Genomic DNA, 24268 nt, shown 5'->3' with positions numbered 1-24268 from the left:
TATCTTTGTTTTTTTTATTTCATGATTTTAATTTTGTTTAATATTTTTTTCTCACTGAGAAAGATACAGCCACATAGAGTATCCAATTCAAACTATTGGATTGCAGCAAGGCAGATTCAGTAAGGCTAGCTAAGGCTATATATGTCATATGTATAAGTGGCCAAATATCTAATGCTGTTTTACTACCACGCAGCCGAGCGAATCCTTGCAGATAACTGCGCCAAAATCCTAACAAAAATAGCCCTAACCCTAAAAAACCCAAATCCAGGCAAATAGATAGATAACCATTGTGGGGGTGGGTTGGCACCCATCCAACTATGCGCCAAATATAAGCAGATTCGCCATCCCATCCTTGCCAGAATCCGCCATAACCATAACCAAGCCAAGGATGTCTCCAAATCCTATCGATCACTAATGGCCAAATGTCTGTTCGACCCGTTAGTGTCGAATCTTTACCAACTGAAGTGAACAGGACATCAGAGTTATTGGAAAACCAAAAATAGAAAGTTTGGATGATAGTTGCCACCATTATTAGTGTTGGTATCATAACCTGGTATGGCCAACGCCAAATTTGAAAAGCAAAAAATGCCAATATTAGAATTAATATATTAAGTAGAGATGAAGTGGAAGCGGAAAGTAGTAAGAGCAGTATTGATAAGCTAAATCCCCCCCAGAAAAACCAACTGCGTCTTTTAGTTTGATAAGCAAGGATAAAAAAAACTATACTACTAACTACCATCTTGCTTCCCAGACCGTTTTTGTGCACGAATACTCCACGCCACATTGGGCTACCAAGATCGGTCTGTATGCCGTATTTAGGCAAGGCGATAGCAAAAACGAAGCTCAATACTATAATAATTCCAAAGTTCCAAGCAAGTAGATGTAATTGCTCTTTTAAGGTGTACCGAGAGGCAAAATATATACCAAATAAACTGGAATTAACTAGTGTAAAACTATCTTTTAATGTTGTTGATGGCTCGAAAGACCACGTGATAGAAACAACTGTTAGTATGATTAAAGAAAAAAGCCAAATGTCGTTACTTAAGATAAAGAAGTAAAGAGTTTTTTTCCAACGCAGAACTATCAGGAAGAAGGTAACTAAGTATATTAAGAAAAAAATAACCCGATTGAAAGAACTATCATATGCTGCCAAATCATTCTGTCCTGCTCCTCCCGACATAATGACGTTTAAGATTGCCCCTGAATACAGCAGCAAAGATACAATTGTGAATCCCTGCTCCGCAAAAATTAGTAGTTTTCTCATACAGCAATCCTAAATAGATCGTGAACACTTATCTGTACATAAAGACTTTATCGAAGGAAAAAACTTGGTGCTTAACAACGAATTTAAACAAGAACTTACATTGCATCGAATGACTTACAGAAGATATAAAATTGGCGGACAAAATTTTTGCCTTGTAACTAGGTATCTTCTACAGGATTTTGTTCAGAAGCCTAAAGAGTAAGATGGATACAGGTAGGTGATTTTCGACTGTTTGGTAGGTAAAGGTAGATTTTAGTTAATTTAAGCAAGATACTTACGTATTTAAAACGTACTATTTTAGCTTATGCTGTAGTAGCTTAGTTTTGAATCAAAATTGACTCCATAGTATTGCTCGATATAATCGAATACTTCGTCCTTTTGTTCGCAAGCTATTTATTTAGGATCGCTGTAAATTAACTAATATTTATTTTTGCATATTCATTTCTCTATGATAGATTTCGACCGTTTGAGCGGCAATATTTGACCAATTTAAATCTTGCTGACAACGAGCTAGTACGGCAGTTTGCATACTTTGTTGCAAGCTGCGATCGCGTAACAAACAAATAATAGCATCCGCTAGAGCTGGAACATCACAGGGTGGAACTAACAAACCATCTTTTTTGTGCTGAACTATCTCACTCAATCCCCCCACCTCAGAAGCTACGACCAGCGTTCCCATTCCATAAGATAAGGCTGCCACACCACTTTGAGAGGCTTCGATATATGGCAAAACTGTTACCGTGCTCCGTTGAAATAGATTACCTACTTCTTCAAGGGGAATAAACTCATTAATAATCTCGTAGCGTTTTTCATCATAACCATCAGGAAAATATTGCCTAATGTTTCCTCCCCTTCCAGCAATAATCAGCTTGATTTCAGGTATAGATTCAGCAATTAAGGGCATAGCATCAAGCAAATATTTCAATCCCTTATAGGGTAAGATGCGTCCAAAAAATAGCAAAGTATATTGCTCACGGGCTTGAATATTTTCATTACCTCGACGCTGATACAAACTACCAAGTTCCCCATGAGGTAAAACATTGACTCTCTCCTGAGGTATACGAAATTGTTCAATGAGAATCTTTTTTAGTTGATGAGTATGGACAATCAACTGTTGGGAACGGTAGAAACTAATACGTCTGGTATACTCAGAACCAAATACGCTCATATTATCCCCTGGGTGACGAAATACATCGTGGATAGTTGTCACCAATGGTGGCATCTTGTTGAGTAACAGAGTCCAATCGTACCAAGGATCGTTAGTTTCCTGCACATGTAAAACATCTGGTTGTATGTCTTTGATGATACGCATCATAGCGCCCATAGACAATATGTTGCGTGGGTCGCGAATCCGTGGTTTTTTAAAGCTAATGACGCGGATTCTGGAGTCAAGAACATTGCTACAGACATTTGAGACTTTTTCCGGCTGAATTAGCGTTAAATCAACATATTTAACCAGACTGTTTGCTAATTCGATGGTGTAGTCTTCAAAGCAAAAATGTAAGAGAGCAACCTTAATCATAATTAAACTTATACTTTCATTTAAATTATTTATTCAATCAACTAATTTTAGATGTATTACTAGCAAGATTTTCTATGTAAACAATTTACTGCACTTTTAAAAGTTTATCCCACAAAAAACGGAAACCTCCAAAGGCACGAATACCGAGATAAGTCACAATTAATCCATAGGCACAAGTTGCAATAATTAAAGTGAATATAAAGTCTAAGCTAATTTTTTGCAGTAATACGAATACAGGTAGCATTAAAATGCTTACTAGTAATGGTAGGCGCATAATTCGCCATAAATTTAATGAGAATAGGCGAGTATAGGTGAAGAATACATACTGGACAAAACCAAGAGTAGTCATTAATAATGCCATAATAGCTGCACCTAGTAACTGATACTGGGAAACTAATGCTACACCTCCCAAGCTTCCTAATGTAGTTGTAATAACCACTTCACGCAGGTTCACGATCTCAAAACCATTGGCTACAAGTAGATATGAGAGTGAGCGGATGAAGGGCAATAACAGCAGTGATGCAGCACTTAAACGAAGGGCTATATTTGCCTGAGCAAAGCTAGCGTCATATATAAAAATTAGTATATCTTTGCCAAAAAATAACATCCCTATAAATAAGGGTAATGACATAATTAGTAGGACTTCAATCATATTTTCAGTGATCTGCTTCTGCTTCTCACGCCCTTGATCTACCGCCTTTGAAAGTCTCGGAAACATTGCTGAAATTATACTGTTAGCAATAATCAAAAAAGGCTGTAGCAATTGTAATATTCCACCAAATAGACCTACTAAAAACTCATTTCCTAATAATGAAAGAATCAGAATCTGAATTCTGCCAGAGACTACAGCTATCGCTTCAATAGCAAAAAATGTCCGAGCACTTTTAATTGTATTAAATACAAAATCTCCATCAATCTGCCATTGTATTTTTACTAATTTTGTTACAAGAATCCATTGAATTACAAGAATTAGTGTTTCTGAAAAAAATAGGATCGCTCCCAGATATTCAATTCCGTATTTCAGTTGCATCGCCCAAATCATTATTATTAGGCGTAAGACATATACTGGAACTGTAGCGATGGCAATCAGATGCATCTTTTCTTGAGCTTGAAAAATTGCCTCAGTTATGTTGGAAAGTGCAAAGGGAATAATCGTTAAACCCATGATGTAGCAAATAGTCGAGGTTGTGGGACTGTAGGGAAGTAAGAAGACTACAATCACCAATGCCCCATAACTAAAGAAACTAAATATTAATTGCAGCCAAGTACCACTCATTAAATAAACTGGCGTTTTTTGTGGCTCACGGGCTAATTCTCTGGTAAATAATGTCTTGAGACCTTGTGAAGCAATACCCACAAAGATAAAGTAGTAGCTATACGCTAATAGATACTGACCTAAAGCCTCAGCTCCTAGAGTACGAGCAATAGCAGCAGTTAATACAAAGGCTGTAATGCTTTGTGCTAACCGATTAACTATCATTGAGAGGGAATTACTTATGAATTTATACTTTTCTACCATTCTAAAATTATTAATCAGCCTATTTTGTTAGCCTATTTTCTTAATTATGAATCACCCATACCTGTAAATATCATGACTTGCTTTTTTCTGAATATATCGCTAGAAGCCTTTTTTAGATTTTTTATACATACCAGTAATACGAGTACAAGGCATCTATCACCGTACACTTGAGGATGCTACTCATCCCACAATTTTATTCATTAACAAAGACTTTGATTCGTAAATGCAAAAGCTTTTATTCCCCTTAAGCAGGCAGTTAATCACTCAGCAAATTAGAAAAATCTAAATTTAATGCGTGAAAAACTGCGCTAAAAACTTCAATACTTGTATAAACAAGTAATTATTGCTGTCTGCTATGATTTCGTTTTTATGACCTTAGTAGGCACCTTCTTTTTTCAAAACTACCATAACTGTTTTTAGCAGAATTTCAAAGTCTAATCCAAGAGACCAATTTTCAATGTAGTTAAGATCAAGATTTATCACTTGTTCAAAATCTAAAATATCGGAGCGACCTGAGACTTGCCAAAGACCTGTAATACCAGGTAAAACTTCATGCCTAATAAAATGATGTTCAGAAAACTTATCTACGTCTCTAGTAGGTAAAGGGCGAGGTCCTACTATACTCATTTCTCCGAAGATAACATTAAAAAGTTGGGGTAATTCGTCTAAGCTATAACGACGGAGGAATTTTCCAACACGGGTAATACGAGGATCATCTTTAATTTTAAAGATAATTCCATCTTTCGTTTCATTTAAAGCTTCTAATTCTTTCTGTAATTTTTCCGCATCAGACCTCATCGTTCTGAATTTCCAGACTTTAAACTGTTGCCCATGTAAACCTATACGGGTTTGTCTGTAAAACACTGTGCCGGAAGAGTCAAGTTTTATAGCTATAGCTATAGCTATATAAATAGGAAATGACAACATTACAAATAAAGTCGCCAAACAGAAATCACAACTACGCTTTATCCAAAAATCTTTACCTGTAATTATCGGACAATCCAAGCTCAGACAAGGCATTCCCCCTATTTTATTAAATTCTACATTTTTATAAATTGGTTTTAATTCCATCGGTAAAATATGTACTTGGATGCCAGATGCTTGAAATAACCAACATAAAAACATTCTATTTTTTAGAGCATCCCAAGATATAAAAACTTCTGTTACACCTAATTGATTAAGTTGGTTCAAGGTTTGCTGACGTTGATATCTGTCTAATGCATTAGCATGTGCAGTTCCAGATACAATGTAGTGCTTTTCTTTTTTGATAAAGCTAGCAATCTGCTCATGATCTTGAGGATCACAAATTATGAAGACAGAAGAACGAACTATTTTTTTCTGCTTCCGGAGATATTCAAGAGCAATATTTACAGCGTATCTACCAGTACAAATAAACAATATACTCAGCAGCCAAGATAACAATATTAGTCTTGGACGTGTAATATCAATAATTGGTTGATACAAAAGACAAACAAGCAGTATTAATCCATGAGCAAAAGTTAGCGATTTGATAATATTCAAATAGTCATAGCGTTTTTGACCTTCTCGATAAATACCTTCGAGAGCTAGCGATCCTATTTGAATCCCAATCGTGATTAAAATTGGTAAATAATTACTAGGTATATTCCAAGCAAAATTCCCATAATCAGATTGATATCCAGCGAAAACCCAAGCTAAGGATAAAAGAGTATAGTCTACTAAAAACAGTGTGATTAATCTTAACCACCACGAACCCTTGCGTACCCTGACCAATGAAGATGCACGTAAATCTAAAGGCACTTCACTCAATTTATTTGTTGCAATGCTTTGATTACTCATAGTTAGTAACAGTTGGTGTAGTTAAAATTTGATGAAACTCTATACAATTGGAGTATCTCACGTTTGACTTTTAAAGAAATCTCTCCTTTATAGTCTACATATTAATCACTTTCTTAAAAGTAACTTTAAGTTCTTGATCAAAAGCATCTTCCAGGATTGGTTTGAGTGTGGCTACTATCCGAAGTCTTAGATTTTTTTGCAGGATAGCATCCAGTTTTTTCTGAAAGTTTTGAGCTTTGATGCCAAGGAAAAGAATTGTTGTTGAGCTAAGTTATAGTTAAATAAAATTCCTGGCATTTATAGTAAAGCAGGTGAAGTAAAAATATTAGAATTTTTAAGGTAGGTAATAAAATAGTTGGGCTTAGTAATTGCAGATTCTTGCTTCCAGAGTACGAGATACAATGATATCTCTTTATGAATTACTGTAGCATGTTAACCTATACTGACTCAGTTCTGCTTAGAAGGGTTTTTGTTTTCTTACGCATAATTACTGATTAACAAAACTTACACACATAACATATAACGAAATGCATCAAAAGTTTGACAATTGTTACAAAACTTAACATAAAGAAACATCATGGCTGAACTTGGGTCATCTTCATGGGCATCTCTAGATAATTGCTCACAGACTAGTGAAAATAAATTCTAATAACTGGAAGTCATATTAGCAATGTGTGATGTCTGTTAATCTTGTCAATTCTACATTTTAGACATTTTTGCCACTGATAAAGAGTTATTTTTCCTGATAAATCTTGGACTGTTATCATCTTGAATTATCAAAAAATGAGGTCTTTCGCACGGTAGTATCACCATAAAAAATCAACACTGGATTTGCTGCAAGTCTTTAATTTTTAGCCAAAGAGCTTAGATGGGTGTTCCTTATGAGAAAAAACAAAGATTCATTGTGTATAATAAGTTACACTTTTATGGCTGTGAAATCCATGTGCAAGGTTTTCGCTTTATGTATGCTTTATATATAGTGAGATGAAATTCACTTGACAATGGTTTCACTGAGTCAGCATAAAAAATATAACTATCTAAAGAAAGATAAACGAGGCTAAAACCCAATACGCTTAGGTTAAGGGCTAATTGTACAAAATTGTGGGTTTTCGAGACGCGATAAATCGCCGTCTCTACAAGTGTTTTGGTCTTATCTGAACTGTATTGCGCTAAAACCCTCTTTTTTCCTACTTTCTGCCGCTTTGAAGTTTCTATAGCTGTGTCAGGGTAGCCCAACACAGGAAGCCGACGCTCTAACTTCTCTCTGGCTCCTGCCTGATTGCAATGACAAATCTTTACACTGATCTACTTAGCTATTTTAGCAAATCATAATTATAGCTTTACACAATTTTTACATATGCAGAATCACAATGAAGATTCGGTAATAATTATTTTTTCTCTCAGTAATTTTTTATAAAAAAGGATAGAGTCTCTTCAGTATTGAATTTTATCTATTGTAATTTGATAAAGAAACAAAAAACTATTGCTCAACTATTGAACTAAAGGTAAATCAGCTAATATAAAGTCTTATCTGTGTTTATAGTTAATAATTTAAGATTAAAAATATGAGAATTTCTATGTTGATTATCAATCAATTTGCTAGACATTTAAGTACCTGTTTTATTTGAAGATGTATATAAAAACTGCCTGATAAAAAGCAGAGTTGGTATGTCTTTGAGGAAGCAAGCTACACACAGCGACCCGCTCTGAAGGCTATCATAGGATTTGTTTCCGAGCCAGTAGCTTCTACTCTGAAGGATTTGTGTGCAGCCTCAGTTGGTATAAACACATATACAATAAATAATAAAATAAAAAAGTGGCATTTCCTGATGGAGTTGATATATAGAAAATGCAGATAAGTAGCCAGACTTCAGATTATAAGCAAAATATTCCGTCAGAGACTTTAACTCACATCATTGGCACTCAAGTTATACAGGCATGGAATGATACCCAAGTCGTTCATCATCAGGCTCTGTGCATCCATCAAATGTTTGAGATGCAAGTAGAGCGATCGCCCCAAGGCATTGCTGTAGTATATGAGAATACACAACTTACTTATCAGCAGTTAAACCAGCGGGCAAATGAACTAGCGCACTACCTACGTACTTTAGGTGTTGGGCCTGATGTACTTGTGGGCATTTGCCTGGAGCGCTCCTTGGAGATGATCGTAGGACTACTGGGCATTCTGAAAGCTGGAGGCGCTTATGTGCCTTTAGATCCGACATATCCCTCAGAACGTTTAGCTTTCATCTTGGAAGACACCCAAACACCAGTATTGTTAACCCAAGAGAAATTGGTCAAGAACTTGCCACCGCATCAGGCGCAAGTAATTTGTCTGGACTCAAACTGGCAAGGGAATATCCCAAACAGTCAAGAAAATCCTGTAAATGAAACGACGGCTGAGAATCTCATCTATGTAATCTACACATCTGGTTCTACAGGACAGCCCAAGGGTGTAATGATCCCTCATCGTGGGATTTGCAATCAACTCCACTGGAAGCAAACAACCTTTGGATTAACTCACGCAGACAAAGTTTTACTGACTATTTCTTTTAGTTTCGACCCTTCAGTGTGGCAGATATTCTGGCCATTGTGCTTTGGAGGGCAATTGTTCATGGCTCGCCCTGGTGGACATAAAGACCCTGCCTACCTTGTACAGGTAATTACTGAGCAGCAAATCACCGTTTTGGCCTTAGTACCTTCCATCCTCCGTGTCTTACTGGAAGAGAAGGGAATTGAGAATTGCCGATTTCTCAGACACATTATCTGCGGTGGTGAAACTTTACCTGGCGAACTCATAGAACGTTTCTTTGCTCAATTGAATTTGGATAATGTTCTACATAATTGTTATGGCCCGACAGAAGCTTCCATTGATACCACTTTCTGGACTTGCCAGCGCGGCACTAATTACACCATTGCTCCCATTGGTCGCCCGATTACTAATGCAGAGATTCACATCCTCGATGAAAACTTACAGCCAGTTCCTATTGGTGAATCAGGTGAACTGCATATAGGCGGTATTGGTTTAGCGCGAGGCTATCTTAACCGTGCAGAATTGACCACAGAGAAGTTCATTGTCAACCCTTTTAACTCTGAACCTGGGGCACGTCTTTACAAAACTGGGGATTTGGCGCGTTATTTGAGCGATGGTAATATCGAATTCCTTGGTCGGATTGACTACCAAGTAAAGATTCGTGGCTTCCGTATTGAATTGGGAGAAATTGAAGCCAGATTAGGTCAACATCCGGAACTGACACAGGCTTTAGTCATAGCCAGAGAGGATGTTCCTGGGGACAAGCAACTCGTGGCATATATTGTTGCTAGTCCAGAGCAAATTCCTAGCCAGGTTGAATTGCGTCGCTTTTTGGAAGGTCAACTACCTGAATACATGGTGCCCGCTTCCTTTGTATTTTTGGACACCTTGCCACTAAATCCCAATGGGAAAATAGACCGTCAGGCTTTACCAGCACCGGATACATTTGCTCTTAGTCTATCAACTAACTTTGTCCCACCTCAGAATCCTAGAGAAGAAGTCTTAGCTACCATCTGGGCAACAGTTTTGCGTCTGGAACAAGTAGGCATTCACGACAATTTTTTTGAATTGGGAGGTCATTCACTGCTGGCCACTCAAGTAATGTCTAGGGTTCGCCAAGCCTTTCGGATAGAAATACCGTTGCAACTTTTGTTTGAGAATCCCACGATCGCTACTTTAGCTCAAGCGATCGCCCAAAATCAGACTCAAGACAATGATCCCCAAAATCAGACTATTCCTCAAGTAGCCAACCGCGAGTCAGCCCCTTTATCCTTTGCCCAACAGCGAGTGTGGTTTTTGCAGCAGTTGCAACCCAACAGTCGAGCATATATCGTCTCAAATGCACAGCGCTTAACAGGCAAGTTAAATGCAGATATATTGCAACAGTCACTAGATGCGATCGTTGTCCATCATGAAGCACTGCGAACAAACTTCATCTCATCACTTGATGGTAGTCCCATACAAGTAATTGGCACGCCTCGACCAGTGGAACTCAAGGTAATTGAGGTAACACAGGAGCAAGTGGAATGTCTGCTAAATCAAGAGGCGCAACGCCCCTTCAACTTAGAAACTGACTTGATGCTGCGAGCTACCTTGCTCCAAATAGACGAACAGCAGCATGTACTCCTGTTAGTCATGCACCACATCGCCTCAGATGGGTGGTCAATAAATATTCTCTGGCAGCAATTAGCAGCTGTTTATGAAGCCTTGTTGAGTGGTAAGCCTTCCCCCCTGGCAAAATTGCCCATTCAGTATGCCGATTTTGCGGTCTGGCAACACCAATGGCTATCGGATGAAATACTTTCTAGCCAAATCAACTACTGGAAAACCCAGTTAGCAGGTGCTAATACTGTATTAGAATTACCAACCGACCGACCACGGCCACCAGTTCAAACTTACCAGGGAACAGTGCAATCCCTGATGCTACCCCAAACCCTGAGTGCATCGCTAAAAAAACTCTCACATCAGCAGGGTGTCACCCTATTCATGACATTGCTGGCGGCTTTTGGGACAACACTGCACCGCTACACTGGGCAAGAAGATATTCTCATCGGTTCTCCGATTGCTGGTCGCAACCAAGTTGAAACCGAAGGCTTGATTGGGTTCTTTGTCAATACCTTAGCCATACGCACTAAGCTTTCAGGCAACCCAAGTTTCCGGCAGTTACTTAGTCAAGTTCGAGAAGTAACACTAGGAGCTTATGCTCACCAAGACCTGCCCTTCGAGAAGCTAGTAGAAGAACTACAGCCAGAACGAAATCTGAGTCATTCACCGTTGTTTCAGGTAATGTTTGCCTTCCACAACACTCCAAGCGAACTCTGGGAACTTCCGGGATTGAACATTACCCCTCTAGAAGTCCATAACGGTGCAGCAAAGTTCGATCTCACCCTCGACCTGGAAGAAACTTCAGAGGGGATCAAAGGTGGAATTGAATACAACACAGATTTATTCGATGCTACAACTATTGCTCAAATGCTAGGGCATTTCCAAACTTTACTTGAAGGTATTGTCGCCAATCCAGAACAGCATATTTCAGATTTACCTCTATTAACAGTAGCCGAACAGCATCAGCTACTAAAAGAGTGGAATAATACTGAAGCTGACTACGATTTATCTCAATGTCTGCACCAGTTATTTGAAGCGCAGGTAGAGAAAACACCAGATGCGATCGCTGTAAAATTTGCAGAAAAACATCTTACCTACAGTGAGCTAAATTGTCGCGCCAATCAGCTAGCAAACTACTTGCAAACCTGTGGAGTCCAGTCAGATGTACTCGTAGCCATTTGTGTTGAGCGTTCCTTAGAAATGGTTGTCGGATTGTTAGGGATTCTCAAAGCTGGTGGCGCTTATGTACCTCTTGATCCCGAATATCCTCAAGAGCGTATAGCATACATGCTAGAGGATTGTCAAGCCCCAGTGCTGCTCACCCAAAGTAATTTAGTGGAGCATCTACCCGGAAAAACTCAGAAAATTTGCTTGGATACCGAGTGGGAAACAATCTCACAACAAAGCGATCGCAATCCCAATTCCAGCGTCAAGCCTCTGGATCTAGCTTATGTAATTTACACCTCTGGTTCCACCGGCAAACCAAAGGGCGCGATGAACACCCATCGGGGAATTTGCAATCGCTTACTGTGGATGCAAGACGCTTATAAACTAAATGCAACTGATAGCATTCTGCAAAAAACGCCTTTTAGTTTCGACGTTTCCGTTTGGGAGTTTTTCTGGCCCCTATTGACAGGGGCGCGTTTAGTGATGGCTCAACCAGGCGGACAGCGAGATGCGACTTACTTAATTAACACCATCGCCCAAGAGGAAATTACAACACTGCATTTTGTACCCTCAATGTTGCAAATATTTCTAGAAACCAAAGGGTTAGAACGTTGCAAATCTTTAAAACGGGTATTTTGTAGTGGCGAAGCCTTACCAGTTGACCTTCAGGAGCGGTTTTTTGAGCGAATGGGATGTGAACTACACAACCTTTATGGCCCTACCGAAGCAGCAATTGATGTCACATTTTGGCAGTGTCAAACAGAGAGTAACTTAACAAGTGTACCGATTGGGAGAGCGATCGCTAACACTCAACTTTATATCCTCGACTCCCATTTGCAACCAGTTCCCTTGGGTGCGAAAGGCGAACTTTATATTGGTGGTGTTGGAGTTGCTACAGGTTATCTCAACCGTCCAGACTTAACAGCCGAGCGATTTATTTCCCATCCTTTTAACAAAGGTGAAAAGCTTTACAAAACTGGAGACTTAGCCCGTTATCTTCCCGATGGCAACATTGAATACATCGGGAGAATTGATCATCAAGTAAAAATTCGTGGTTTCCGCATCGAACTTGGAGAAATTGAAGCTTTACTAGCACAACACCCTGGCATACAGGAAACTGTCGTCATAGCTAGAGTTGATAATCCACAAAACCAGCGACTAGTCGCCTACATCGTTCCTCACCCAGAACAGACACCAACCACAGACGAACTGCGGCACTTTCTCAAACAAAAATTGCCAGAATATATGGTGCCTAGTGCTTTCGTTTTACTAGACACTCTACCCCTAACCCCCAACGGCAAAATTGACCGTCGCGCTTTACCAGCACCAAATTCAACAAAGCTTGATTCAGAAAACACCTATGTGGCTCCTCGTGATCAATTAGAATTCCAACTGACCAAAATTTGGGAACAAATTCTGGGTGTCCAACCCATTGGTGTCAAGGATAACTTCTTTGAGCTAGGAGGACACTCGATATTAGCAGTAAAACTGTTTTGGCAAATTGAGAAGACATTTAATAAAAATCTACCTCTTGCAATTCTCTTCCAGTCAGGTACCGTAGAGGCTCTAGCTAAAATCATCTGCCAAGAAGAAGATTTAACAAAAAACTTGGCTTCAGTAAATACCTTGGACAAATCAAAACCTGCTTGGTCATCCCTGGTAGAAATTCAACCCAATGGTTCCAAGCCACCTTTTTTCTGTATTCATGGACTGGGTGGAGAAGTCTTGTGTTTCCGTGAATTGGCAATGCATCTAGGATCAGAGCAACCATTCTACGGACTACAGCCACAAGGGTTAGATGAAAAATACCCTTTCCATACGCGGGTTGAAGACATGGCAACTCACTATATTCAGGAAATACAGACCCTTCAGCCCAAGGGGCCTTATTTTTTGGGAGGTTATTCTTTTGGAGGTATAGTTGCTTTCGAGATGGCTCAACAACTCCAAGAGCAAGGTGAACAAGTTGGTATTTTAGTTATGCTTGATAGTTGTCGTCCAGGTTATAGTTGGCGGGCATCATTTCTCAAGCGAGGTTTTTTGCATTTAAAGAATATGGTTCAACAAGGGCCTAGCTATCTTTGGCAAAAAGCTGTGAAATGGATCTATTGGCGTAAGCGGCATCTCCGAAATAAATATAACCGTTACTTGGAAGAGTTACTTAATTTACCTGAGAATGACAAGCACTTAAAGAGTATAGATACTAATACTCAAGCCATTAGTGAATATATCTTCTCACCTTACCTTGGTCAAGCTATTCTCTTGCGAACAGAGGATCAAAATCGAAGTGAAGCTATGGGCACACAATACGATCCTCAATTCGGCTGGGGTGACATAGTAACTGGAGAATTAAATATTCATTACCTTCCCGGATCTCACCTTGGAATACTTAAAGAACCCCACGTACAGGTGTTAGCCGAAATATTGGGAAATTGCTTAACTCAGGCGCAGTCTCCAAAGAATTAATTTGAACTTTTTCCCTCGATTCAGGATTTCGAGGGTACGACCGTCAATCGAAGGGTTTTCGAGACGCGATAAATCGCCGTCTCTACAAGTGTTTTGGTCTTATCTGAACTGTATTGTGGTATAATTTACTTTTTTAGATTTTGGTAGATATACAGTGAAGATATTGTATTTAAATCTATTTCTTTACGCTCATCTTCATCGTCATTAGTATTTTTAAACAGAACTGTAAACGCACCAGCACCTAACTTATCTTGAGGAAACATCCGATAACAAGGCATCGTAGTTAGATGCGATTGATATTTGGCTAAATTACTAATTTCTATTGCCTGAAAATGGGGAAAGCGCTCCAAAAACCATTCACATACTTGCTCATTTTCTTCGGGTGAATATGTACAAGTCATATAAGCAAGATAGCCTTGTGATGAAACAATTTTCGCCGAGTTAGCGATAATACGCTTTTGTCGATTTGCACTCTTATTAATAGCAGTTGGGTGAAAACATCCAGGTGCTTTTTCACCTTTAGCAAGTAAAGATTGTCCAGTACAAGGAGCATCTACTATTACTAGATTGCTAGAGCAGGGAAACATTTGAGCAAATATACTCGAATCTCTATTAACCACTACACTAGGGCTAATCTGGCAACGCTTCAAATTAGAAATTAGCATTCCCAGACGTTTGCCAATTACTTCATTACTGATAAGTAAGTCAGGTTGCAAAGCTTTCCACGCGAAGATACTTTTACCTCCTGGTGCAGCACACATATCAAAAACTAAACGCACTGACTGAGGAATTGCTAACAAAGTAGTAGCTGCAAACACCGAAGAAAAATCTAAACAATAAAAATATCCTTTTTCATGCAAGGGATGCTGTCCTGGTTTTTCTCCCAAAGATAAGCGGTCTATAAATTGTGGTTGCCAAGAAGTTGGTGTTTCCACTGCTAAAGGCAAAGTTTCTGACTTTTCTTGACACCAAAGAATACTTGGCGAAAAAGGCTGAGGATTCATCAAAGCCTCAATAAATTTTTCTTGCTCATCTAGATTAGTGAACAAACGTCGCGAGACTTTAAGTAATAAATTAGAAGGTTTTTCCATGTGAATAAATATAATACCAATTTTCAATTATCTGTAACTTAAGTTTCTTCATTACGAATTACGAATTACGAATTTATAGGTTGTATCACAATCCAAATAAAACTGTTACACAAGAACAATGTAATTAAGGCTTTTGGCTTCATACTCAAAATATAATGACCGCCATTGGGATCGCAATGGCCAAGCTACCCCACTGCACCGGAGAAGGTCATGTTCTTAGATAGTTTTCAGGAAAAATTACGCAAACAAGCACAACTATGGAGGGATGAAGGATTAATTAGTTCTTCGCAATATGAGCAAATAGCAGAGCGTTATCAATTTAAAAACCTGGAAGCTGCTGCACGCGATCGCAACAAAGCGATCGCGATCGCTATAGGCAGCATACTTTTATGCTTAGGCATAATTACCTTTGTATCAGGAAACTGGCAAGGAGGATCGCGAGAAGTCAAATTTATTCTGATGATAAGTTTGTTTTTTGCGATCGCAATCACTGGATTTTACAGTTGGAGACCACCTGAAGGAAAGAAGCCAGAACGAAGCAAACGCATACTGGGAGAAGGGTTGCTAATTTTAAGCGCCTTCATCTTCGGTGCAAATTTACTGCTAATGGCCCAGATGTTCAATATCACTGGTTCAGCTTCCCAACTGTTTCTCGCCTGGGGGTTGGGTGTTGTGGTGATGGCCTTCAGTTTGTCCTTAAATTCTTTAGGAGTTCTGTCAATTGTCCTCGTGGAAATTGGTTATTGGACGGGATTAGAAGACTTGTGGTACGCTTCAGGTGAGTTAACTTGGTCGCGTCTAGTAGTCCAGCATATGCCATTGTTGGCATGGCTGGTATTTGTACCCTTAGCCTACTTCTGTCGATCGCGTTGGATTTTTGGTCTAGCAGCCTTTGTTTTTGCTAGCTCCTTACAAGCCAACCTTAATCCTCTGCCACTGCTGAATTATGCTGATATAGCCCCTTGGGTGGCATCTTTTGCTTTTGCACTCCCACCTGCATTATTCTGGAGTTATGATGACCTGCTGTTTCCAACCATAAATTACAGGTTGTTTCAATCTCTAGCCCGTAATTTAGCGTTGGTAAGCTTCGGCGTTGTCTTTTATATTCTGTCTTTTCGTTGGGTCTGGGAATCTCCATATAGTTTTAATCAGCCAACGAATTTGACAAACTTGTTCGAGTCTCTGCCGATCATCGATTTGGGGATTCTCAGCGGCTTGGCGGTATTGCAATGGTTGTTTCTACTGCGCCAAAGAAATAACCCTCCGCGTCGAGAAGTAATTTTCACGACTGCTGTCATTAGTACCTTTCTTGTCTTTATTACCCTAGTACCTTTTTGGCATCAAACTATCAGCCGAATTGATGAACTTGGCATTTTTATTTTCAATGTACTTCTTGCAACATTAGCTTGGGGACTAATTCAAGAAGGATTGAAATTAAGCAACAGAAGTTCCTTTTGGGGCGGTATGCTGTTATTAACACTGCAAATTATCAGTCGCGTGCAGGAGTACGATACAGACTTACTTTTTAAGTCTTTGGTCTTCGTCCTGTGCGGTTCTGCTTTAATTAGCGCTGGACTCTGGTTTGAACGCCGCTTACCTGGTGGTAGCTCTACAAGTAAAAAGTAGTGCAAAAGATGAAAGAATTCAGGAGTCAGAATTCAGGAGTCAGAATTCAGGAAAATTTCACTTAAATTTTAGATTTTTTCTTCAATCCAAAACTCCAAATCTAAAATTGAATGATTCCTAACTCCTAACTCTTAACTCCTAACTCCTAACTGAAAATCTCTGTAAGTTAAAGTTTTTAAAGTTTCTCTGCGTCAGTCCTAATCTCATTACTTTGACCTCCTCAAGACCTCTGCTTTTTAGGACTACGCTCATGACTAATAGTTCTTCTGAATCTAAAAATAAAACCTTGTCTCCCGAAGCCGAATTCTCCAGTAAGGTGACTTTTCGGGATTACTTGATTGCCACTGAACAAAAATCGAATAAGCCCTTACCTTTTTGGCGATTACTAGCTCCCCTGGCGCTGCAAACGGGGTTAATTATGGCAGTACCAGCCCAAGCTGTTTATACAGATGTGACAGGTAAGACGGTGATTTTGCAAACCGTACCTGTAGATCCTAGCAATGTGCTTCAAGGTAACACCTTAGCGTTAGATTACAACATATCCCGTACCGCAAATTTGAGCAGACTGCCTGGTTGGCAACCATTAGTCAGCAAAGGCCGTGGAAGTGGCAGAAGATTGCCTGAAGGAACTAACATCTATGTGATCTTGCAAGAGCAACTATCCTCTGGTAGCGGTGTTCCTAGAGCTTGGAGACCATTACGAGTAACTAGCGATCGCCCCACGACTCTTAGAGCCAACCAAGTAGCCTTAAAAGGTGTTTATCAGGATGGCTCTGTTAACTACGGTTTGGAAACATATTACATCCCAGAAAACCAACGTCAGCAGATTCGGAACGACTTGCAAGCACAACGCGCCCGCAGGGGACAAGTACCACCCATTGTGGTAAAGGCGAAAGTAGATCCACAGGGTAAAGCAGTGCCAGTTAGTATGTGGGTGCGCGATCGCAACTATCGCTTTTAAGCTGTTAGGCAAATAAACATTGCATGTTTACACGCCAAGTTTATTTCCAAAGTTCTGAGCGTTGGAAGCCAACGCTCAGAACTTTCTGTTTGTCATTAGATATTTGGTGAAAAAGAATGTAGAGATGCGATAAATCGCGTCTTTAAAAACCAATTCTCTACACCAATAACCCTTAACCCAAACCTATTGTCATATATCGCCCAAAACACTTGTAGAGACGGCGATTTATCGCGTCTCGAAAACCCAATTGTATTGATATATCGCCTACATTTAGGATGAAATAGTCCTGGATTAGAGACTTCCAAGAAATAAATTATCCAATATCGTGGGGTGGGCATCTTGCCCGCCCAGTTCATAGGGCGGGCAAGATGCCCACCCCACAAGAATTAGTTTAGTCTTTTTTATTTGTCAATCCTTTACAGCAAATACTCAAAACAGTATATTTCAGAGTAAGATTATCAGCAGGTTTTCGTTGCTGATAATATATGATTTTCCGTGGATTGAGTCGAAAAACAAGGCTAATATTTACGAGATTTTTACCGCTAGTGTTCATAGCAGTAATTGCAATCTGGCAACTTTCCTCAACACAACCCCAGTTATTACAGCAAGAAAGCAATTACGCAATCCATATTCAACAAAAATTTAATCAATCTGATTTTTATCCCGTTGCCCAAATTCCATCTGCAAACATTTATAAACCTATTGGCGACTGGGTAGGAAGGTTAATTTTACCAACGAAACAGCAATTAAAAGATGGTTTAGATTGGGTGTGGATAGAAATTCAATATGCACCACCTACAGCCCAAAAATTGGTAGGTAAAATTGTGCGTTTGGAGTGGAAAAAGAATAAAGATTTGCTTGCTTTCGATCAAGCGGTAACACAAGATATAAATTTCACTCCTGAAGTGATTAAAAGTCAAAAACAAGGAAATATTCATCCTTTTCGACTAAATGGAGTTCGTCAGGTAGGGATTTTACGCTCTTTGGCTGGTGCAAATCCTGATGATGAAACAATTGTTGCTTTAGATTCAAGTACAATCATTGATGCAAGTAAAGAAAAAGCTATTTTGCAAATTGAACGCGAACCTATTTTGGCAACTGGTAGATTTTATGGATTGGTAAAAATAGTTAAACCGATTAAATCTAGTTATAAAAATAGTTTATCTCCAGAGCCAAAACAGGATAACGATTATTTTTTAGTAAAGCATTATAATCCGATTTCAAATAAGTTTGATGTTCTTCAAGAAACTATTCGTATTCCCCAACAAATAATAGATCAGCGAAATTTTGCTCCTTCAAGTTTGCAGCAAATCGAACAATCACCTGCTGGTGAAGATGGGTGGTATATTTATGGCGCTCCCGATGCAAAGGGTGTATTTACCGTAGGCGCACTTGCACCTCGTTCTCTATTTCAAATTCAACCCCGTCAAATCATTACTGGTGAAGAATTAGGGCTAAATTACATCCGAGATGTAAATTGGCAAAATACCGAGAAAAATAAAGGTAAATTGAATACTGTATTATTAAAACCTGTAGAAACGCAAAATTTACTTAATCAATCTATATCAACATGGCAAGAAGGCAATAAAGCTATTGTTCTACACCTATTTGGTGGAATTGGCGGAAGTAAAGGTGAATCAGTGGGAGTACCTTATACTATCACCGGACATTTTGCTTTTGGAATTGCAGAAGTTGTCCGCGATGAGTTTACTAACGAATTACGCTTTGAGACTAAATACCACCAAATTTATGCTCATAACCCCGATGGAATTATTGCCGGAACGCATACATGGGCTGATTATATGGGTAATTTACAACGTGGTTGGTTAGCAACACGCCCAGTATCGGATATTCTCATCAAATTCGACCCTGTAACGCAGGATTATGATTTTGATGGTGTTAAAATTTCACCTTTAGAAGAATTCCAGCAACAATTAAAGGTAACAATGGCACGTTATCGGGTTGGCGATGGAACTGGTGGCGCAATGGTGTCACCTGCAACTTCATGTGTCCAAGACGCAAGCCAAGCACTTTATGCGGCAATACTGGCAATTAAAAACCAAATTGCTACAACTCCTCAAATTCAAACTTGGGTACGCACAAACCCCAATCACCCGCAAACATTACGCTTTCAGCAGCTAGTTGAATTAGGTCAATCTTTAGAACAACAATTAGCACCCTTGGGTATAGTTCGCGCTGATTGGCAAAGTCAAGCAGGTATACTCGCAGGTACGGGCATAGGAAAAACGACGGCAGCATTTCAAGATCGTAGTATTTGGGCTGGTTTGACAACATGGCGAACAATAATGCCTAGACTTGCACACGACGACCTTGCCGCAATATTTTTAAAGCATGGTGCAATTATGCAAGTATTGCGGACTAATCAAGTTGGTGGTTGGGAACCTAATATTACACCCATTGCCCCAACAGTACTTCTGGGACAAGTTAAGATTCCCTTTACCAATATTTCACCACTTTCAATTCTTTTAAATCGCACTTTAGCATCCTTAGCAGTTCCGAGGCTAAAAGATTGGTTTGTTGTTGTTGTATTGCTGATAATTTATAGTATTATTGCTATACCTTATGGTTGGAAATTTGGATTTTTACAGATAGAAGTTTGGTCTGCAAGTTGGATTGATAAATGCTTGTTAATATTGCGTTGTCTATTTTTACCTGCAATTATTGAAGAACTATTTTTTCGCATTTTTTTGCTTCCTCATCCTAGCGAAATCAACAATTGGCTCCAATGGTCTTTGTGGGCAATAGTGAGTCTATTATTATTTATTTTGTATCATCCATTGAATGCTAAAACATTTTTTAAAGCTGGAATATCCACATTTTATAATCATGTTTTTCTTGTTTTAACTGCATTTTTAGGAATTATATGTACTGTTGCATATACCCTAACAGGATCTTTGTTTGTAATAGTTTTAATTCACTGGGTTGTAGTAGTAGTTTGGTTAATTGTTTTTGGAGGAATTAGAAAATTAGATAATCATCACAAAATTCAGTAAGGAGGCAGGAGGCAGGAGGCAGGAGTCAGGAGGCAATAATGCTCGATTAAGGCTAAAACTAGATGCCCATATTTAGCATCACTAAATCTAGGACAACCTTACCCCAGCCGCCTTTTTGGAACAATCGGAGAAATTTTTTAGCGATCGCACTACAACTACAAATTCACTAGTATTGAGCAACACACTTCTAAGGCACAATCAGCACTGGGCAAGGGGAAAGGTTAATCACGCGGGTGGTAACACTATCATCTGCTCCCTCTTCAGTCAAGCCTAGACCCCGACAGCCCATGATAATTAAATCTGCCCCAATTTCATCAGCAACATCGCAGATAGTAAAAGCTGGTTTACCTTGCCTTTCCAGGATTTCAGATTGAATTCCTTGCTCAGAAAATAAAGATTGGGCATTTTGTAGCAGTTTGGCAACTACCTCTGGCGACACCATCGGATCGGCACTAGGCGCATCTGGAGGTGGTTCTTCTACCACAGACAGCAGCACCAAGCGACTGCTGTACTTTTTAACTACGTTGGTAACAACGTCAGCAGCTTCCCGCGTTTCCCGACTTTGATCGATAGGAAATAATACCGTCTTAAATATATCTGTCACTTGGGTACCCCTGACTCCGGTAAAATCTTGATGGTTCTACTTTCAAAACAATAACAAAAAGGCAATCAGGAGAGTTTGGTGTGTCCAAAAAAAGTTTAGCAAGTTTATCTTCGGCTGATATCTCTGGGAAACGTGCTTTAGTGCGGGTTGACTTTAACGTGCCTGTGGACGATCAAGGCAACATTACCGACGATACTCGCATTCGCGCCGCTCTACCAACCATCCAAGATTTGACGCAGAAGGGAGCTAAGGTCATTCTCGCCAGCCATTTTGGCCGTCCCAAGGGTGTGGATGACAAATTACGCCTAACTCCCGTTGCCAAGCGTCTCTCTGAGTTACTGGGGCAAGAAGTCATTAAAACTGATGACTCCATCGGCGATGAAGTTGCAGCGAAAGTTGCCGCTTTGCAAAATGGCCAAGTGCTGTTACTCGAAAATGTCCGTTTTTACAAAGAAGAAGAGAAAAACGACCCAGAATTTGCGAAAAAGTTGGCAGCTAATGCTGACTTTTATGTAAATGATGCTTTTGGTACTGCACACCGCGCCCATGCTTCTACTGAAGGTGTGACTAAATTCCTCAGCCCTTCTGTGGCTGGATATTTGGTTGAGAAGGAATTGCAATATCTGCAAAACGCCATTGAAAATCCCCAACGTCCTTTGGCGGCAATTATTGGCGGTTCCAAAGTTTCCAGCAAAATTGGCGTAATTGAAACCCTGTTGGAGAAGTGCGACAAGCTGATCATCGGCGGTGGGATGATTTTCACCTTCTACAAAGCCCGTGGTTTGAATGTTGGTAAGTCGTTGGTAGAAGAAGACAAGCTGGAACTAGCGAAATCTTTGGAAGCTAAGGCTAAGGAACGAGGCGTTGCTTTATTGCTTCCTACAGATGTGGTATTGGCAGATAACTTTGCCCCTGATGCCAATTCTCAAACCGTTAGCATTGAGAATATCCCCGATGGTTGGATGGGTTTGGATATTGGGCCAGACTCGGTGAAATTTTTCCAAGAAGCCCTTGCAGATACCAAAACGGTAATTTGGAACGGGCCAATGGGTGTGTTTGAGTTTGATAAGTTTGCGAAAGGTACGGAAGCGATCGCTCATACCCTTGCAGAAATCGGTAAAACTGGCACAACAACCATCATTGGCGGTGGCGACTCAGTAGCGGCTGTGGAAAAGGTTGGTTTAGCCGATCAAATGAGCCACATCTCCACCGGCGGCGGCGCTAGCTTGGAGTTACTTGAAGGTAAGGTATTGCCTGGAATTGCAGCTTTAGATGATGCGTAATTAAGGATTGGGGAAGGGAATAGGGTACAGGTTACAGGGTACAGATTATTTCCTATTACCTGTCACCTTTTCCCAATACCTAAGCCACTACATGAGAAAAAGATATGCAACCTAAATGGCTGGAATGGGCGCAAAAATTACAAGCGATCGCTCAAAATGGGTTAACTTATTCTGAGGGCGTGTTTGATATTGAACGTTACAAACAATTACGAGCGATCGCCACAGAAATTATGGCGACTTACTCGAATGTAGAACACAGCTATATCCTCGATTTATTTAGCCGTGAACTAGGATATGCAACTCCCAAAGTTGACGTGCGGGCAGCTATTTTCCGTGATGACACTATATTGTTAGTCAAGGAAAGAGTAGACGGCTGTTGGAGTTTACCTGGTGGATGGGCTGATGTTGGTGAATCGCCTAGTCAGGTAGTTGTGAAAGAAGTATATGAAGAATCTGGATATCAAGCACGCGCTATTAAACTTTTAGCAGTCTATGACAGAAACAAACAGGGACATCCACCATTGCCGTTTTATGTCTACAAACTGTTTTTTCACTGTGAACTCATTGGTGGTTCTCCATCATCAAGTATTGAAACTGAAGATGTAGGTTTTTTTCCTGAAGATGGGTTACCAGAACTTTCTATTGGACGTGTGACACCAGCGCAAATCACGCGACTTTTTCAACATTATCGCCAACCAGATTTACCGACAGACTTTGATTAGTAGTTCCTTCAATATTTAATATACTTTGCCAAATTTTTTAGGCAATATACTACTACACAAATTTCCTATCTACAGTAATTAACTATCCCTGTTTTGTCAGTTTCGGCAACACAAATTCTGAAACCTTTCTTTAAAAAGGTTTTTATAGCACAATACGCTTGGGTTAAGGGCTAATAGTACAAAATTGTGGGTTTTCAAGACGCGATAAATCGCCGTCTCTACAAGTGTTTTGGTCTTATAGCAGTCCTAAATCATTCGTGAAAAATTAGATCCCCGACTTCTTTAAGAAGTCGGGGATCTGGACAACGCAAATTTTCACAACTTTCACGTCGCGCATCTCGGCTCAATACCTAGTAGGGACTATTATGTTCCCGGACGAGAGCGAATATGATCGGGTATATGATGTCGATCGCCTAATATTTCTAACAAAGGCCCATGAACGTCAAATTTAACCATACTTACCGATGCAACCAAGATATTCACCCGATAGCGATAGCGTCCCAAATCAATTCCCAGTAAACTGCAAAGCGTAATCCGAATCGTGGCTTTATGGGAAACTACTAAAACATTACCGTGCGGATATTTTTCTTGAATTTCAGCAATTACAGGCATAGAACGGTTAGCAATATCTACCGCAGTTTCTCCACCTTTGGGTGCATTCCAAGCGGGTTCTGTCAACCATTTTACATAGTTTTCTGCGTAATTCTCTTGGGCAAACGATTTACTCTTAGTTTCCCATTCGCCGTAACTACCTTCTCTAAGTCCGTCACGCAACTGCATATCCATACCGAGAGCATCACAAAATGGCTTGGCAGTTGCAATTGCACGCTTCATCGGGCTGACATAAACGGCCTCCCACTTCAATTTTTGATAAACATCGGCAAAACTCTCTGCCATCTGCATCCCTTCAGAAGTCAACTCTGCATCAGTTTCACCGCAGAAATTACCACTTTGACTAAAAGTAGTTTCTCCATGTCGCAGTAAATATAAATTGAGTGTCATAGTTTGTATCGCGATTGGGATCAAGGAGTTTGTGCAAAAATAAACTACCATCAATCTCGCAATCAAGTCTGTGA

The 24268-nt window shown here is 39.8% G+C and carries 12 protein-coding genes and 1 pseudogene; 6 read left to right on the top strand and 7 right to left on the bottom strand.

From position 1 onward, the window contains the following. Positions 1–37 precede the first annotated feature (37 nt). The 4 genes from HUN01_RS27100 to HUN01_RS27085 all read right to left on the bottom strand — a co-directional run bounded on the left by HUN01_RS27100 (position 38) and on the right by HUN01_RS27085 (position 6123). Positions 38–1264, bottom strand: coding sequence for an O-antigen ligase family protein (locus HUN01_RS27100; protein WP_181928744.1), 1227 nt, complete (start codon positions 1262–1264; stop codon positions 38–40). A 424-nt stretch (positions 1265–1688) separates the two neighbouring features. Continuing rightward, complete coding sequence (locus HUN01_RS27095; protein WP_181928743.1) at positions 1689–2786, bottom strand: glycosyltransferase family 4 protein; 1098 nt, start codon at positions 2784–2786, stop codon at positions 1689–1691. Between the two features lie 85 nt (positions 2787–2871). Further along, entirely contained in the window at positions 2872–4266 is a 1395-nt protein-coding gene (locus HUN01_RS27090) for an oligosaccharide flippase family protein (RefSeq protein ID WP_238845662.1), read from the bottom strand. A 414-nt stretch (positions 4267–4680) separates the two neighbouring features. Next, on the bottom strand, positions 4681–6123 hold the full coding sequence (locus HUN01_RS27085; protein ID WP_181928741.1) for a sugar transferase: 1443 nt from the start codon (positions 6121–6123) through the stop codon (positions 4681–4683). Positions 6124–7975: 1852 nt separating this feature from the next. On the opposite strand from HUN01_RS27085, the pseudogene HUN01_RS27080 reads away from it, so the two are divergent. After that, positions 7976–13891: pseudogene (locus tag HUN01_RS27080) on the top strand (amino acid adenylation domain-containing protein); the annotation flags it as partial. A 125-nt stretch (positions 13892–14016) separates the two neighbouring features. Here HUN01_RS27080 and HUN01_RS27075 read toward each other — a convergent pair. Then, positions 14017–14982, bottom strand: a complete 966-nt coding sequence (locus HUN01_RS27075; RefSeq protein ID WP_181928739.1) for an RsmB/NOP family class I SAM-dependent RNA methyltransferase — start codon at positions 14980–14982, stop codon at positions 14017–14019. A 210-nt stretch (positions 14983–15192) separates the two neighbouring features. On the opposite strand from HUN01_RS27075, the gene HUN01_RS27070 reads away from it, so the two are divergent. The 3 genes from HUN01_RS27070 (at position 15193) to HUN01_RS27060 (ending at position 20583) form a co-directional block, all read left to right on the top strand. Beyond that, entirely contained in the window at positions 15193–16608 is a 1416-nt protein-coding gene (locus HUN01_RS27070) for a DUF2157 domain-containing protein (protein ID WP_181928738.1), read from the top strand. A 250-nt stretch (positions 16609–16858) separates the two neighbouring features. Next, positions 16859–17569, top strand: a complete 711-nt coding sequence (locus HUN01_RS27065; RefSeq protein WP_181928737.1) for a GDYXXLXY domain-containing protein — start codon at positions 16859–16861, stop codon at positions 17567–17569. Positions 17570–18054: 485 nt separating this feature from the next. Beyond that, positions 18055–20583 carry a CPBP family glutamic-type intramembrane protease gene (locus tag HUN01_RS27060; RefSeq protein ID WP_181928736.1) on the top strand — a complete coding sequence of 843 codons (2529 nt, stop codon included), beginning with the start codon at positions 18055–18057 and terminating at the stop codon, positions 20581–20583. 187 nt (positions 20584–20770) lie between these two features. On the opposite strand, the gene HUN01_RS27055 is transcribed toward HUN01_RS27060, so the two are convergent. Further along, on the bottom strand, positions 20771–21178 hold the full coding sequence (locus tag HUN01_RS27055) for a universal stress protein (protein ID WP_069074733.1): 408 nt from the start codon (positions 21176–21178) through the stop codon (positions 20771–20773). Positions 21179–21267: 89 nt separating this feature from the next. Between HUN01_RS27055 and HUN01_RS27050 the strand changes: the two genes are divergently transcribed. Both HUN01_RS27050 and HUN01_RS27045 read left to right on the top strand, forming a co-directional pair. Beyond that, entirely contained in the window at positions 21268–22470 is a 1203-nt protein-coding gene (locus HUN01_RS27050; RefSeq protein WP_181928735.1) for a phosphoglycerate kinase, read from the top strand. Between the two features lie 104 nt (positions 22471–22574). Continuing rightward, the gene (locus HUN01_RS27045; protein ID WP_181928734.1) at positions 22575–23192 is read left to right on the top strand and encodes an NUDIX hydrolase; all 618 of its coding nucleotides are present in this window, start codon (positions 22575–22577) and stop codon (positions 23190–23192) included. A 363-nt stretch (positions 23193–23555) separates the two neighbouring features. Here the strand turns inward: HUN01_RS27045 and HUN01_RS27040 are convergent, their stop codons facing one another. After that, positions 23556–24194, bottom strand: a complete 639-nt coding sequence (locus tag HUN01_RS27040; protein WP_181928733.1) for a histidine phosphatase family protein — start codon at positions 24192–24194, stop codon at positions 23556–23558. Positions 24195–24268 lie beyond the last annotated feature (74 nt).

The sequence above is a fragment of the Nostoc edaphicum CCNP1411 genome (genome assembly GCF_014023275.1).
In the GTDB taxonomy this organism is placed as follows: Bacteria; Cyanobacteriota; Cyanobacteriia; order Cyanobacteriales; family Nostocaceae; genus Nostoc; species Nostoc edaphicum_A.
This window is presented reverse-complemented; position numbering and strand designations above follow the sequence as displayed.